Source organism: Halomonas sp. SS10-MC5 (assembly GCF_015992245.1).
In the GTDB taxonomy this organism is placed as follows: domain Bacteria; phylum Pseudomonadota; class Gammaproteobacteria; order Pseudomonadales; family Halomonadaceae; genus Halomonas; species Halomonas sulfidoxydans.
On record NZ_CP065435.1, the window covers coordinates 3623617 to 3638873 of the forward strand.

Sequence of the window (15257 nt, forward strand, 5' to 3'; positions counted from 1 at the left end):
TCGGTAGCTTAACGTCACGGCAGCAGGACCACCTTGGCGGCGGCGGTGCGACCCGCCGCCAGGTCGGCGAAGGCCTGACTGCCCTCTTCCAATGGCCGGGTCTCGACCCACCCGAGCTCTCCCAACGCCCCGGAATCCAGCAACGCGACCGTGGCCCACAAATCGGTGGTCGTGTAGGTGTAGGCCCCCAGGAAAGCTATCTCCTTCAGGGTGACGGCGCGCACATCGAGGCTGCCCTCGTTGTCCTGCAGCCCGAGATGCATGATGGCGCCACCGGGACGTACGACCGCAACGCCCATGCGCCGGGTCGCCGCCGCACCCACGCAGTCGAACACGGCATCGATGCTGTCGTCCGCAAGCGCTTGGTGAACGGGATCGAAGGCGTCGAGCCCCGCCTCTTGGGCGGTCTGGCGACGCAGCGGGTTGGTATCCGCCAGCTGCAGGTTACGCACGCCCCGCTGGCGGAGCATCAGTCCCGCCAGTAGTCCCACGGCACCGGCACCGATGACCAGAACCCGAGCCTCGGCCAGAGGTCTCGCGAGCACCCGCTCGAGGCGCTGAATGCCATGCAGGGCGGTAGCGGCTGGTTCAGTAAGCGCCGCCACGACCGGTGACAAGGTTTCGGGCAACTCGATCAGGCAGTGGTCGGGAATCGTCAGTGACTCGGCAAAACTCCCTGCTCGCGTCATGCCTATCATGGTGCGATTGCTGCATAGGTTCTGCCGCCCACTCAGACAGTATTCGCAGCGACCACAGACGATCAGCGGATTCATGGTGACGCGCTTGCCGACCATCGCCCCCTCTACCACTACGCCAGCCGCCTCATGTCCCAGGATCAAGGGCGGCTGACGGCGAGGATCATGGCCATGGTAGGCATGCAGGTCGGAGCCACAGATACCGGTGGCTTGGATACGCACACGTGACTCGCCCGGGGCCAACGGCGACAGCTCCGTCTCACGCAGTTCGAGCGCTTCAGGCCCGACATAAAAGAGTGCTTGCATGATGCAATCTCCTCACGGTGGTGGTGCTCTTATTTGGCGGTGAAACCGCCATCGACATAGAGGGTCTGCCCGGTGACATAGCCGGATGCGGGGGATGCCAGGAAAACGGTGGGGCCGGCGATATCCTCCATCGTGCCGTTGCGTCCGATGGCCGTTCGTCCGGCCAAGGCTTCCACCGAAGCCGGATCATTGAAGACCGGCGCCGTAAGCTCCGTAGGGAAGAAACCGGGAGCAATGGCATTGGCATTGATGCCATGACGGGACCAGGCTTCTGCCATGGCCCGCGTCAGTTGCACGATGCCGCCCTTACCGGCCCCGTAGGGAGCGCTGTCGGGAAAGGCCCGCTGCGACTGAAGCGAAGCCAGATTGATGATGCGACCGTAGCCCTGCTCGCGCATGCCCGGCACCAACGCTCGTGACAGGAAGAAGGGGGCGGCCAAGTGTAACTGCAGGGTCAACTGCCATGAGGCGAGATCAACCTCCTCGATGGGTTGGCGCAAGTTGACGCCGGCCGCATTGACCAGAATGGTTACCGCCCCGAAGGGTTCGGCTGCTCGATTGGCTGCGTGCTCCAGGGATTCGGCATCGGCGAGATCAACCACGAGGGCGGCCGCCTGGCCGCCCTGTGCTTCGATCGACGCGACGCTCTTCTCCAATGCCTGACGACGGCGAGCAGCCACCACGACACGCGCGCCGGCCGCGGCCAGTGCTTCGGCCATGGCCCGCCCCAGTCCGCTGCTGCCGCCCGTCACCAGTGCCACCCGCCCGTCGAGGTCGAAAGAGGACTGCATGTCATACCTCCTCGGCAATCACCAGGTCAAAGGTTTCACCCGGGTAGTACTTGGCCAGGCGAACATCCCCGGTGCGGGCATGCCCTTCCATGCCTTCGCAGCGCGACAACCGAGCAGTGGCGGCTGCCACGCTACGGGTGGCCTCACGACTCTGGCGCTGGTAGGTCACGATCTTGAGAAACTTCTGGGCACAGAGGCCCCCGGTATAACGTGCCGCCCCTTTAGTCGGCAGGATATGGTTGGTGCCGGAGCACTTGTCGCCGAATGCCACGGTGGCTTCCTCTCCGACAAACAGCGAGCCGTAGCTGGTAAGCCGCTCCATCCACCAGTCGAGCTCTTCGACTTGCAGCTCAAGGTGCTCTGAGGCATAGCGGTCGCTGATCTCGATCACTTCCTCGCGGGTATCACAGAGCAGGATTTCACCGTAATCACGCCAGGCCGCATCCGCCGCCTTGCGCTGGGTTTCCGGCAGCGCAGCGATCAAGCCAGGCATACGCTCGGTGACGGCATCGGCCAGATCAGGTGAGGTGGTAAACAGCCAGGCGGGAGAATCGGGGCCATGCTCGGCCTGCCCGACCAAATCTGCCGCAACGATGTCGGGATCTGCCTTATCGTCGGCGATGATGCCAATCTCGGTGGGACCAGCGAACATATCGATGCCGCAGCGCCCGAATAGCTGCCGCTTGGCCTCGGCGACGAAACGATTGCCCGGCCCCACCAAGATGTCGGCGGGCTTGCCCGTGAAGAGGCCAAACGCCATGGAAGCGATGCCTTGGACGCCCCCCATCTGGAGGATGATGTCGGCACCGGCCAGATCCATGGCGTAGAGGATCGCCGGGTGGATACCCTGTTCATCGCGTGGGACCGAGCAGGCCACCACGTTCTTGACGCCGGCGACCTTGGCCGTGGCAACACTCATGATGGCGGAAGAGATGTGGGCGTAACGCCCCCCGGGGACATAGCAGCCTGCCGTTTCCATCGGGATCAGCTTCTGTCCGGCAAAGAGTCCCGGGGAGAGTTCGGATTCGAACTCTCCGATGCTATCCCGCTGGGCGGCAGCGAAACGGCTCACCCGTTCATAGGCGAATTGGATGTCCTGCTTGAGCTGCTCGGGAACCTTAGCCTTGGCCGCCTCGATTTGTTCGCGGCTGACCACGATATCGCCCTCCCAGCCGTCCAGGGTGCGACAGTACTCCTTCGCCTTCGCCTCCCCTTGGGCCTCGATCTCGGCCAGCATGCGAGAAACGATCTCCTGCGTCTGGTCGTAGCCGGTTGACGCGTTCTTCTCGGCCTTCTTGTAGTAACGGATAGCCATCTGAAATTTCCTCTTTTCAAATCAATCTTCAGGAATAGAATGTAAGCGCTTACATTTTTGCGATGACGAGTCGTTTTCGATCAACACCTCCTAGAGCCAGTCAACGCCACCAGAGGGAAAGCCAGGGAACGAAGGCAATCAATAGCGCAACCATGAGCATGCCCAGCACGAACGGCACCGCATAGCGCGCGATCGCAAGGATAGAACACCTCGTCAACCCCGCGACGACGAACAGGTTGAGCCCCAATGGCGGAGTGATGAAACCCATGCCCAAGGTTGTCACCATAAGAATGGCAAAATGGATATCATTCATTCCCACCATTTGCGCTAACGGCAGCAGCAAAGGAGCAAGGATAACGATATTAGGCGTCGCCTCCATCACACAACCAGCGAGAACCAGTATCCCGATCATCAGCAAAATAATGAGAACAGGCGAATCTGTCAGGCTGGTGATACCTCCCACCATGGTCTGCGGAATAGCCAAGCTTGAAAAAAGCTGTGCTAGCGGATGAGCAACGGCAATGATCGGCACGATGACGCCACATACTCGTGCTGAGGATTCCAGCATCTTCGGAATATCGCCCAGCGTGAGCGTTCCTTGTTGCATACCTACCAGCACCACGACCACGACGGCCACCGATGCCGCTTCAGTCGGAGTGAAAATGCCGGAGTATATGCCGCCAAGAATGACGAAAGGCACAAACAAGGCCCACCTCGCATCCCATACGGCGCGCAACCAGACCTTGAATGAGAAGCTGCTATGCCCCTTCTCGAAACCATGAAGACGATTCAGCATCACATTCGTCAGCATGACCGACAGCATTACCAGGACACCCGGAATGGCCGCAGCGAGAAACAGGGTCGATACGGGCATGCCAAGCACCAGGCCGATGACGATGTAGGCGATCGACGGGGGAATCAGAATGCCGGTACAGGCACCAGACGCCACCAGTGCGCACGCTGCCGGGAGCGGATACCCCCGTTCCACCAGTCGGTGGATCGTCATGCGCCCCACCGCTGCAGCACCCGCAGCATCGGAACCGGAGATGCAGGCAAAGAAGCCGCAACCCAATGTAGTGGAGCTGCCAAGCCCGGTACGGAACCCACCGACGGTAGCTTGCGCCAAATCCAGCAACTTATCCGACAACCCTGATCTAACCAAGGCGTCGCCCGTCAGGATAAAGAGGGGAACGGCAATCAAGGCAAAGGCGTTGATACCTTCGAACAGAGAGGCACCAAAAACGGACAGTGGGAGTGCTTCTGTCAAAGTAATGATAGTCAAGCTACCCAAGCCGATAGCGACCCATACTGGCACTCCCAGTGCAATCATGGCAACCAATCCGAACAAAGGAAGATAGAAAGTCCACCCAAGTTGAATAGCAGCCGGTTGATACGTCAGGAACTCCATGACCTTTCCTCCTCAGTCAAACAGCTTCCGACCGTCGAAAACAGGCTCCCCACGCCGCATTCTTCGCGTATCGGCCAGCATCGATTGAATTACGCGAGTAACGACCAGTGCGAACCCAATTGGAACTGCGGCCAGAAAGAAGGCTTGAGAAAGTCGCAGCCCTGGAGTGATAGACCCGAAATGCAATGAAGTAATAATAGGGGAGATCGATAACCACAATGCCCAGACCGCCAGGATGAGAGTCGCAATATCCGACAACCACCAGGCGAGGCGTTTCATGCGCGGCCCGCCCAGATTGACCAAGACATCAATGCGGATATGCGCCCTATCCCTGACGGCTGCAGCGGCAGCGAGCCAAGCCAGGTATATGAAGGCGTACCGAGCCATCTCCTCACCCCACGATGAGGAGTAATTCAATACGAAGCGTCGAAACACCTCGATGGCAATCGTCAAAATGATCAGAGCGTAGAAAGTCAGCAGAAGCCAGCGCTCGACCTTGCGGTCCAGGCGATCGCAACGCAAACGAAACAGTCGCCATTTTGACATGTCAGCTGTTGCTATCGACGTAGTAGCCATTGTCCACCTCCGTAGCTTCAAGCAACTCCTCGAACACTTCCATCGAACCAGCGAGTTTGAGCTTGGTGTCATCCCAATCCGACAGGTGGTGGCCGCAACGCGCACGCCATTGCTCTACTTCATTCTCGGTAGGGGTATAGACATCGACGCCAGCCTTGCGCATTTCACTATAGGCGTAGGCACGAGCGGCAGGGACCTTGGCCAGATTCTCGCGGAAGGTCGTCTCGGCAGCCTGCATGATGCCATCCTGGATCGGCGCGGGCTGGGAATCGAACCACGCCTTGTTGCAGGTATAGACCTGGGCATCGGCAACCGACTGGATCGTGGAAATACTCTCGACAACGTCGGTGAAACCGAACACGAGCAGCGCCTGGACACTCGGATCGAGAGCATCCGCGACACCTTGCTGCATGGCGGAAGACGTCTCACCCCAAGCCACCGGAGTTGGGTTGGCGCCAAGCAATCGGTACACTCGCTGCAGGATATCCGATGCCGGAACCCGGAACTTGATGCCCTGGATGTCTTCCGGCGTCTTCGCTGGACCATCGAGCAGGCCCCGACGCACGGCCACGGTACGAGGGTCGATGCAGACATAAGACAGCACCTTGAAGCCGCGCTCTTCCACCTTATGGTGAACGACATCCTTCCAGGCTTGCGAAGTCACCAAATTGACGAATCTCTGGTTATTGCCACACCAGTAGGGAATGTTGATGAGGTCGACTTCCGGTGCGAATGCGGAAAGGTTCGCCATTGAGTGTTGGGCAATCGCAACGGAGCCGTTCTGCACCTTGCTGATCAGGGCATCACCCACCCCGAGCTCACCTGCCGGAGCTAGCCTGACGTAAACCCTGCCATTCGTGAAATTCTGAATATTTTCCTTATAATTCAGTTGCATGATCGGATACGCGCGGGTTGCACCAATTCGGTACCCCGTCGCCAGAACGATGGTGATTTCAGCTGCGGCACGACGCTCGCTCTCCTCCTGAGCCGTTTGGGCCATGGCCTGCTCAGAGAAGAGCGCACCACCGACGGCACCTACGACCGCGGCACTGAAGCCGTAGCGCGCCACGTTACTCATGAACTGGCGGCGTTCAGGCAAGCTCGGTTCGCCGGCCTCTGCATGTTTGGCAGTAGTGAGATGATTGAAGAAAGTCATAGCATGCTCCTTGTGTTTGTTATTGCGAGAACGGCAGCCTCGAATCACGTCACTGAGGTATCTCGTGTCTCGAGACGTAGACAGGCTGAGATGAACACACCGGTGGCGACCAGCAACAGCGCCGCTTCCTGCGCAGCGGATATATCCAGCAACCCGGGTCGAAAGCGCTGCAAGACAACGCTGAGAAAGAAGAATGCGAAAAGCCCCAGGGCTAGCCACATCAAGCCACCCAGCTTACGGCGCCGGTTCGTCTTGTCGGTGATCTCCGTCATTGTTGTCTCCTGCATCGTTATTGTCGTTGTCCGGCAGAGCGTTCCAGCCGGGTTGTCGAAGGCGCTTCCCTTGCCGTGTTGCCACATAGGGTTATACTGATCGGCAGGCTTTGTAAGCGCTTACATATAACTGACTTCAGCCTAGACTCCTATATATGACTTGTCCAGAAGAAATGTGCCCTCATCGCCTGTCTCGCTATGGGACGGACCGTGAGGGACTCGCCAAGGGAGATGCGACCCCATGAGCAAGGAGCTGCAACGCACGCTGCTCGGAGACGTCGCCCGGGAGGCCGGGGTCTCGACAGCATCGGTATCTCGGGTCCTCAACAATGCGCCTCATGTCAGCGCCCGTCTGCGCGAACGCGTCGAGGCTGCCATCGAGCGACTCGGCTATGTGCCAGACGGGACCGCCCGTGCGCTGGCCTCACGGCGTATCGGCGCTATCGGAGCACTGGTACCGACTCTCGACAATCCCATTTTCGGCACCATGATCGACAGCTTGGAGCACCGCCTCAAACGGCATGATTGTCGGCTTTTGATCGCCACCTACCGCTACGACCTCGACGACGAATACCAAGCCCTGCGCCACTTGGTCCAACAAGGTGTCGATGGCGTGGTTGTCATAGGCCATGATCACCGCCCCGAGGTCCGCAGCTTGCTCCAACAACGCGGGCTCCCCTTCCTGTCTTGCTGGCACGCCGAAGACGATCCCGACTGGCCCTGTATCGGTTTCGACAATGCCGCCCCGGCACGGCGCCTGGCGAATCACCTGTTGATGCTGGGCCACCGTCAGTTTGCGGTGGTCACTGCCCCCACCGAGGGTAACGACCGGGCACGAGCACGCCTCAAGGGCTTCCTTCAGGCAACGGAGGCAGCAGGCCATCCCCTGCCCCCGGAGCGGATCGTCACGGTACCGTACGGCATAGCCGAAGGTACCCAGGCCTATGAGGAACTGAGGAGGCTGCCCGAACCGCCGACGGCGATTCTTTGCGGCAACGACACCCTCGCCTTTGGGGTTATGCTGGCCGCTCAGCGGGCAGGCGTGAGCGTGCCCGAACAGCTCTCAGTTACGGGCTATGACGACCTCCCGCAAGCACGCTTCATGTCCCCGCCGCTGACCACCGTGGCGGTGCCGGCAAGCGAGATCGGCCAGCGGGTAGCCGATGCACTGACAGCACGCATCAGCGGCGAAGCCTCGCCTCATCGTTTACTGCTCGATGCTCCTCTGGTGCTCCGAGAATCGACCGGCCCCGTGCCGGACTTCACCTCGTGACTCAAGCCACCCCCGCGTGGGCTCTCAGGGTCGCCACCAAGGCCGAAGGCAACGTCAGTCGAGTATCGCGTTCGCGGCGACAAGCATAGCGGCGATCACCGGGCAATCGAACGCCAGCCTGGCCCTGCATTGCCGCGAACATGGTTTCGGCATGCTCGACGAAACCAGGCGAAAAACGCCCGGGCTCTATCAGCAGAATCAGCTGAGCGATTCCCGGTGGCCCCCCCTCCGCATCCAGGAACGAACTGGCCTGAAAACCAAAGTTGCTTCCTGTCAATCCGGCGGTAAGCAGTTCCACCATCAAGGCCAAGGCAGCGCCTTTGGCTTCTCCCGCCGGGAGCATGCTGCCAGCGATGGCGGCATCGGCATTGCTGGTAGGTTGCCCTTCGGCATCCAACGCCCAACCGATCGGGATAGGTTCACGGCGCCTTTTGGCCAGCATCACCTTGCCACGGGCTACCTTGGAGAGCGACAGGTCGATCAACAACGGATCGGCCTGTCGCCGCGGACAGGCGAAGGCGATGGGGTTGGTACCGTACAGCGGCCGCCTCCCCCCCCAAGGCGCGATGGCCGAAGGCGCATTGCTGAAGGCCAGCGCGAGATACCCCTGGCGCGCGGCATGTTCCACGGGCGCCCCCGCCGCACCGAAATGATGGGAGCGGGCAATGGCTACAGCCGCGATTCCTAACCGAGCGGCACAATCGAGACCGGCCGTTAGCCCCTTGGCGACAGCCGGAAAGGCTAGGCCGTATCCAGCATCGACGCGCACCACTGCCCCCTCCATCTCGAGACGGGGCACTGCCGCCACCTTCACCTTGCCGCAGGCGGCCTGGTCCAGGTAGTACGGCAAGCGCGCCAGGCCATGAGATGGCAAACCGTCACGCTCCGCTCCCAAAAGCGCATCGACGGTCACAGTTGCCTCGGGCACTCCAAAGCCATAACGGAGCATCGCGGCCAAAGCCAGGTCCCGGCCCTCCTCGACACTTAGCTCGACACTCTCGTTCATGTGCCTCTCTCCTTTCCACAAACCATCACGGCCATGCCATCACAAGGCCCGAGCGGCGGTAGCTGGCGACCTGGTTGAGCCTCCCATCTACCAGCGCTGATACCAAGGGCGTACAGCTGTCGTCGACCGTAACAAGGCAGGTAGGCTGGCCATCATGCGCTTTCGTAGAGACGAGTCAGCACGAATTCACGGTGCCCCAGCGCTTCGGCGGCGGTATGTCGACCATTGGCGGTGCGCAGCATCATCTCGAGCAACTGGTCGCCGGCCTCTTCCATGTTGATTTCGCGCTTGAGCAAATGCGAGACATCGACGTCGATGTGCTCACTCATGGTGCGCACGGTGCGGGGGTTGGCGCAGATCTTGATCACCGGCAGGATCGGATTGCCGATCACATTGCCCTGGCCGGTAGGGAAGAAATGCACCACGTAGCCCGAAGCGGCACAGAGCGTCACCATCTCGGCAGCAGCCGATGAGGAATCCATGAACCAGAGTCCCGGCTTGTCCGGCTGCTCCGCCTTGTCCAGCACCCCGTCGACCCGGCAGCGCTTGCCGATCTTCTGGATGTTGCCGAGCGCTTTCTCCTCGATGGTCGTCAGCCCGCCCTCGATATTGCCTTTGGTGGGCTGGGATTCGGAGAGGTCACTCGTCTTGTGACGATCGATCATGGCACTGTAGCGGTCGAACATCGCCTGGAACTGCTCTCGAACTTCCGGGGTGGCGCAACGCTCCGCCACGAGATGCTCGCCCCCCGTCAGCTCGGAAGTCTCGCCGAACACCAAGGTGCAGCCGGCCTCGTAGAGCTTGTCGAAGGCGGCACCGACGGTGGGGTTGGCCCCGCAGCCGGATGTGGTATCGGACTCGCCGCACTTGGTGGAAATCCACAGCTCGTCGACATCACACTCCTCGCGCTGCAGCTCACTGGCGTACTGCACGAACTCGCGGGCCTTCTTGGAGGCGGCGCAGATGGTGTTGTGATCCCCGTTCTGTTCGATCCAGAATCCCTCGACCGGCTTACCGGTGGCTTTGATGCCCTCGACGACCTTGTTGGTCCAGCCCGGCTCAATGCCGATGACCACCACGGCGGCGACATTGGGGTTGCTGCCGGTCCCGATCAGAGTACGAAAATGCAGATCCAGGTCCGCACCGAACTGCAGGCGCCCGTAAGGATGCGGCAATGCCAGGGTGCCCTTGATGTTGTTGGCAACGGCCTCGGCGGCAGCATTGGAGATATCGTCGACCGGAAGCACGATGACGTGATTGCGCACACCGACCCGACCGTTTTCGCGGCGATAGCCCAGAAACTTGCGACCCTTGATTTCCATCATTACCACCTCTTGGTCTTGACGTTATGAACGTGCAGATGCTCGCCCTTCTTGATCGGCTGGATGACCCGACCGATATCGACGCTGTACTTGATGACGGTATCTCCCTCCGCAAGATCGCGGATCGCCAGCTTGTGACCAATGGGAATGGGGTCGCTCACCTGGCAGGTAATGGTCTGGTCTTCCTGCATTATCCAGCCGGTCAGCTCCTGACCCGCCTGGATGCCTTCGACTACCGCGACGCCGACGCTGTCGCCGGCATCATGCACTACGAAGTCGATGCTCATTGTCTCTCCCCCGTACGAGGTGGTTGATGTTGTCGCGGCAGCAGCCGCACACCATGTCGCATGGCTGCTAGCGCGAACACAAGTCATGTATATGATATCATATAGATGACCGTCAAGTGTCCTCTATAGGTTTTTGCTACAATCGCGCCGTAGGCCCGCTGCATGACCAACCGCGAGGCGGACCAGTATGCAACTCACAGGAACGAGACATGGATCAGCAGCTGAAACCCAGCTACCACCCGCTGTATCAGCAGATCAAAGATGCCTTGCTGGCCAGGATAGTGTCGGGAGAATGGCCTCCCGGAACGTACATCCCCAGCGAATCGGCTCTGGCAAAGGAGTACGGGGCCAGCGTGGGTACGCTACGCAAGGCCCTGGATGCATTGGCCAGCGATCAGGTTGTCCTGCGCCTTCAAGGCAAGGGGACCGTCGTTGCGACACACGACAGTGATCGCTCATTGTTCCAGTTCTTTCATCTGGTACGGAGGGATGGAACTCGCTCGCTGCCCGTCTCGCGAGTACTGATCAGGGAGCGGCGAATGGCAACGGCAACCGAGACAGAGGCTCTCGGGCTAGAGGAGGGAGCGGCGGTGGTACATATCCGACGTATCCGTGAGCTGGAAGACGAGCCGGCGCTGCTGGAGGATCTGGTCGTTTCTGCGGATCGCTTCAAGCATCTGGAGGAAGAGCCCACGACATTGCCTAACACGCTGTACCAGCTTTATCAGCAACGCTTCAATCAGAGCGTGGCCCATGCGGAGGAGCGTCTCTTTGCCGTGGCGGCCAGTGAGGAAGAGCAACGACACCTGGGCGTGCCCAAAGGAACACCGCTATTGGAAATTCGGCGTATCGCCAGGAACCTGCAGGGCATCCCACTGGAGTTTCGCGTTTCTCGTTGTGAAACGCAGAAGCATTATTACCTCAACGAACTGTAATTCTTTATTGGCACGACGAATACCGCTGGAGCGGATCCGACATCACAGAGCGTGATGTCGAGAAAAAAAGACGCCACGCCCCCCAGCGTTGAGGGGCGTGGCACGTTCGGTACCTCAATTGCCCTGACGGAACGCGTCCTCGAAGCTGAAGCGAGGCTCCGGCGCCTCGGGCAGCAGCCAGGCACAGGCGTGCACCTTCTCCAGCAGCTTGCCGTGGCTTTCCGCCACCAGGTTGACGTGGCCGAGCTTGCGGCCGGGTCGCTCGCTCTTGTCGTAGCGGTGCAGATGGGCGTCGCCGATGGCCAGTATCGCCGCCGGGTCGCCCTCCTGGCCAATCACGTTGACCATGCAGGTGGGTTGCCGCGCCGAGGTGTCGCCCAGCGGCAGGCCCTGGATGGCGCGCAAGTGGTTCTCGAACTGGCTGGTCACGGCACCGTCCATGGTCCAGTGGCCGGAGTTGTGCACCCGCGGCGCCATTTCGTTGGCCAGCAGCTTGCCGTCACGGGTCTGGAACAGCTCCAGGGTCAGCACGCCGACGTAGTCGAGCTCGTCGAGCAGCGCGCGGATATAGCCGTCGGCGGTCTGTTGCACCGACTCGTCGAGGTCGGGCATGGGCGCCAGCGAGTAGCGCAGGATGCCGTCGACGTGCAGGTTCTCGGCCATGGGATAGAAGGCCACTTCGCCGTCGCGGCCGCGCACGGCGATGATCGACACCTCGCGCACGAAGTCGACGAAGGCTTCGACGATCAACCGCGGGTGGTTGATGCTGCGCCATGCCTCGGCGGCTTCGCCCGGGTCGCGCAGCACCGCCTGGCCCTTGCCGTCGTAGCCCTCGGTGACCGATTTGGCCACCACTGGGCAACCGAGTTCGCGAGCCGCGGCCTCGAGCTCGTCGGCATGCTCCACCAGGCGATAAGCCGGCGTGGGGATGCCCAGGCGGTCGAACAGTGCCTTCTCCTCGGCGCGATTCTGACAGATGCGGATCGCCTCGCTCGAGGGATAGACCGGCTTGACCTCCTCGATGGCCTGGACCAGCGCCACGGGCAGGTGCTCGAACTCGTAGGTGACCAGGTCGACCTTGGCCAGGAAATCGTCGAGCAGGTGGTGCTGGTCGGTGTAGATCATGACGTCACCGATCCCCGCGCTGGGGTGGCCGGTGGTGTCGAGGAAGGTGAAGCGGTTGGCCAGCGGGTAACCGGCCAGCGCCAGCATGCGGCCGAGCTGGCCGGCACCGAGCACGCCGATATTCATGTCACGTTCTCCTTTCGCGGGCTCATACGGCTCCGCCGCCTATTCGGCCGCAGGACGCGGGTCGGGGTTGTCGAGTACCGTCTGGGTCTGCTCGGCGCGAAACGCCTCCACGGCGGCACGCACCTTGGCATCCTGCAGGCCGACGATCTGTGCCGCCAGCAGGCCGGCATTGGTCGCCCCGGCCTTGCCGATGGCCAGCGTACCCACGGCGATGCCGCCGGGCATCTGCACGATCGACAGCAGCGAGTCGAGCCCCTTGAGCGCCTTGGATTCCACCGGCACGCCGAGCACCGGCAGCGCCGTCTGCGAGGCCACCATGCCCGGCAGGTGGGCGGCGCCGCCGGCGCCGGCCACGATCACCTGCAGGCCACGCCCGGCGGCGGACCTGGCGTAGTCGAACAGCAGATCCGGTGTGCGGTGGGCCGAGACCACTCGGGTCTCGCAAGGCACACCCAGGCGCTCGAGCATCGCCACCGCGTGCTCCATGACCGGCCAGTCGGACTTCGACCCCATGATCACGCCGACGCGTGGCTGCTCGTTGGACTGCATGTGCGGCTCCCGGAAGTGGCACAGAGAATTCGAAGGGCAAGTATTCTAACGGCGCCCGCGGGCGCCGTCATCTTGACCAACTGAACAGGCGCTCAGACCGCCCCGGTAGCGCCGAACTCGCGCCGGCTGGCCAGCCAGTTGCCCCCCAGCGCCACGATCATCACGACCACCCCGGCCGCCTCCACCACCAGGCTGGGGTAGAACACCGCCACGATGGCGGCGGTAATGGCGATGCGCGGCAACCACGACATGCGCGTGAAGAGGTACCCTTCCAGCGCCGCGGCGAAGGCACACAGCGCCAGGATGGCGATGATCGCGTTCCAGATGACGACCAGCACCGGCCCGCCCATGATGATCTCGGGGTTGTAGACCATGAACACGGGAATCAGGTAGAGCCCCTTGGCGAACTTCCACGCCTGGATGCCCGTTTCCATCGGCTTGCTGCCGGCGATCGCCGCCCCGGCGAAACCGGCCAGGGCGATCGGCGGCGTGACGTTGGAGTCCTGCGAATACCAGAACACCACCAGGTGGGCGATCAGCAGCGGCACGCCGAACTCGTTGGACAGCGCCGGGCCCACCAGCACGATCAGCACGATGTAGCTGGCGGTGACCGGTAGCCCCATGCCCAGCACCAGGCTGGCGAGCAGCACCAGCACCAGCGCCAGCAGCAGGTTGCCGCCCGAGAACGCCATCATCATCGAGGAGAATTTGAGCCCCAGCCCGGTCAGGCCGACCACGCCGACGATGATGCCGGCCACGGCGCAGGCCATGGAGACGGCCACGGCGTTGCGCGCGCCGAGCTCGAGGCCCTCGACCAGCTTGACCAGGCCGGCCCAGAGCACGCGCTGAATGCTCGCCAGCGTTACCTTCTCGCCCTGGCGCGGCGCGATGAACAGGAACCAGAACGCATAGCGCAGCACCGCCACGGCGACCATGGTCACCACCGCGTAGAAGCCCACGCGCATCGGTGACATGCTCATCACCAGTAGCCACACCAGCACCGCCAGCGGCAGCAGGAAGTGCCAGCCCTCGCGCATCACGTCGCGCATCTGCGGCAGCTCGCTCTTCGCCATGCCCTGCATACCCTGCTTGAGCGCGATGATGTGCACGAACAGGTAGACCGTGGCGAAATACATGATCGCCGGCAGGATGCTGACCTTGACCACGTCCAGGTAGGGCGTGTTGGTGTACTCGGCGATCAGGAAGGCCCCGGCCCCCATCAGCGGCGGCATGATCTGCCCGCCGGTGGAGGCGGCGGCCTCGATGCCGCCGGCCTGGTGCGGCTTGTAGCCCAGGCGCTTCATCAGCGGAATCGTGAAGGCGCCGGTAGTCACCACGTTGGCGATGGCGCTGCCGGAGATCGAGCCCATGCCGGCGGAGGCGAGCACTGCCGCCTTGGCCGGGCCGCCGCGCTGGCGCCCGGTAGCGGCATAGGCCATATCGATGAAGAACTTGCCGGCGCCGGTGCTCTCGAGGAAGGCACCGAACAGCACGAAGATGAAGATGTAGGTGGCCGCCACGCCCAGCGGCAGGCCGAAGATGCCCTCCTGCCCCAGGTAGAGCTGGCCGGCCACGCGGTCCAGGCCGTAGCCGCGGTGGCCGAGGATGCCGGGCAGCCACTCGCCCAGCCAGGGCAGCTCGCCGCGCGGCCCGGCGAAGGCGTAGACGATTGCCAGCGCGCCGATCACGGTCATGCCCAGCCCCACCGCGCGACGGCTCGCCTCCAGCACCGTCACGGTGGCGATGATGGCGATGCGGATGTCGGTCTCGCTCCAGAAGCCGGCGCGATTGATGATCTCGTCCAGGAAGAAGACCAGATAGCCGCCGGTGACCACGGCGCCGCAGAAGAAGGCGATATCGATCAGCCAGCCGACGACTCCCCGCTTGCGGTGGGGGCCGAACACCGGAAACATCAGGAAGGCGAGCATCATGATCAGCGCCAGGTGAATGCCGCGCTGATAAAACAGGCCCAGCGGCTGGATACCCGCCGAATAGAGCTGGAACAGGGACAGCCCCACCGCCACGATGGTGATTAGCCACAACACGAAGCGCGGCTGAATGGCATTGCCCCCGGGCATCGTCACGGGCGGGCTGTTGGATTCGTTCATCGGACTC

The 15257-nt window shown here is 62.1% G+C and carries 15 protein-coding genes; 2 read left to right on the top strand and 13 right to left on the bottom strand.

Translation table 11 applies throughout. From position 1 onward, the window contains the following. Positions 1 to 14: 14 nt before the first annotated feature. The 7 genes from I4484_RS16800 to I4484_RS16830 form a co-directional block, all read right to left on the bottom strand. Entirely contained in the window at positions 15 to 1001 is a 987-nt protein-coding gene (locus I4484_RS16800; RefSeq protein WP_197448376.1) for an alcohol dehydrogenase catalytic domain-containing protein, read from the bottom strand. 29 nt (positions 1002 to 1030) lie between these two features. Then, positions 1031 to 1792 carry an SDR family NAD(P)-dependent oxidoreductase gene (locus tag I4484_RS16805; RefSeq protein ID WP_197448377.1) on the bottom strand — a complete coding sequence of 254 codons (762 nt, stop codon included), beginning with the start codon at positions 1790 to 1792 and terminating at the stop codon, positions 1031 to 1033. A 1-nt stretch (position 1793) separates the two neighbouring features. Beyond that, complete coding sequence (gene hisD / locus I4484_RS16810; RefSeq protein WP_197448378.1) at positions 1794 to 3107, bottom strand: histidinol dehydrogenase; 1314 nt, start codon at positions 3105 to 3107, stop codon at positions 1794 to 1796. A gap of 100 nt (positions 3108 to 3207) precedes the next feature. After that, positions 3208 to 4515 (bottom strand): TRAP transporter large permease, encoded by a 1308-nt coding sequence (locus I4484_RS16815; protein WP_197448379.1) that lies wholly within the window; start codon positions 4513 to 4515, stop codon positions 3208 to 3210. 12 nt (positions 4516 to 4527) lie between these two features. Further along, positions 4528 to 5091: a TRAP transporter small permease gene (locus I4484_RS16820; RefSeq protein ID WP_197448380.1), complete on the bottom strand. Its 564-nt coding sequence runs from the start codon at positions 5089 to 5091 to the stop codon at positions 4528 to 4530. Continuing rightward, entirely contained in the window at positions 5063 to 6247 is a 1185-nt protein-coding gene (locus I4484_RS16825; RefSeq protein WP_197448381.1) for a TRAP transporter substrate-binding protein, read from the bottom strand. Before I4484_RS16825 ends, I4484_RS16820 begins: the two co-directional genes overlap by 29 nt. 44 nt (positions 6248 to 6291) lie before the next feature. Further along, positions 6292 to 6519 carry a hypothetical protein gene (locus I4484_RS16830; protein WP_197448382.1) on the bottom strand — a complete coding sequence of 76 codons (228 nt, stop codon included), beginning with the start codon at positions 6517 to 6519 and terminating at the stop codon, positions 6292 to 6294. A gap of 241 nt (positions 6520 to 6760) precedes the next feature. Between I4484_RS16830 and I4484_RS16835 the strand changes: the two genes are divergently transcribed. Continuing rightward, positions 6761 to 7792, top strand: a complete 1032-nt coding sequence (locus tag I4484_RS16835; protein WP_197448383.1) for a LacI family DNA-binding transcriptional regulator — start codon at positions 6761 to 6763, stop codon at positions 7790 to 7792. A 1-nt stretch (position 7793) separates the two neighbouring features. Here I4484_RS16835 and I4484_RS16840 read toward each other — a convergent pair whose 3' ends face one another. From I4484_RS16840 to I4484_RS16850, 3 genes are all read right to left on the bottom strand, one after another. Further along, positions 7794 to 8798, bottom strand: coding sequence for an Ldh family oxidoreductase (locus tag I4484_RS16840; protein ID WP_197448384.1), 1005 nt, complete (start codon positions 8796 to 8798; stop codon positions 7794 to 7796). 152 nt (positions 8799 to 8950) lie between these two features. Beyond that, the gene (locus I4484_RS16845; protein ID WP_197451088.1) at positions 8951 to 10120 is read right to left on the bottom strand and encodes a UxaA family hydrolase; all 1170 of its coding nucleotides are present in this window, start codon (positions 10118 to 10120) and stop codon (positions 8951 to 8953) included. Between the two features lie 2 nt (positions 10121 to 10122). After that, positions 10123 to 10407, bottom strand: a complete 285-nt coding sequence (locus I4484_RS16850; protein WP_197448385.1) for a UxaA family hydrolase — start codon at positions 10405 to 10407, stop codon at positions 10123 to 10125. A 209-nt stretch (positions 10408 to 10616) separates the two neighbouring features. On the opposite strand from I4484_RS16850, the gene I4484_RS16855 reads away from it, so the two are divergent. Further along, positions 10617 to 11342, top strand: coding sequence for a GntR family transcriptional regulator (locus I4484_RS16855; protein WP_197448386.1), 726 nt, complete (start codon positions 10617 to 10619; stop codon positions 11340 to 11342). Between the two features lie 114 nt (positions 11343 to 11456). Here the strand turns inward: I4484_RS16855 and I4484_RS16860 are convergent, their stop codons facing one another. The 3 genes from I4484_RS16860 to I4484_RS16870 all read right to left on the bottom strand — a co-directional run bounded on the left by I4484_RS16860 (position 11457) and on the right by I4484_RS16870 (position 15250). Beyond that, positions 11457 to 12593 (bottom strand): 5-(carboxyamino)imidazole ribonucleotide synthase, encoded by a 1137-nt coding sequence (locus I4484_RS16860; protein ID WP_197448387.1) that lies wholly within the window; start codon positions 12591 to 12593, stop codon positions 11457 to 11459. A gap of 39 nt (positions 12594 to 12632) precedes the next feature. Further along, positions 12633 to 13142 carry a 5-(carboxyamino)imidazole ribonucleotide mutase gene (purE, locus tag I4484_RS16865; RefSeq protein WP_197448388.1) on the bottom strand — a complete coding sequence of 170 codons (510 nt, stop codon included), beginning with the start codon at positions 13140 to 13142 and terminating at the stop codon, positions 12633 to 12635. A gap of 92 nt (positions 13143 to 13234) precedes the next feature. Continuing rightward, positions 13235 to 15250, bottom strand: coding sequence for a TRAP transporter permease (locus I4484_RS16870; RefSeq protein ID WP_197448389.1), 2016 nt, complete (start codon positions 15248 to 15250; stop codon positions 13235 to 13237). Positions 15251 to 15257: the final 7 nt, after the last annotated feature.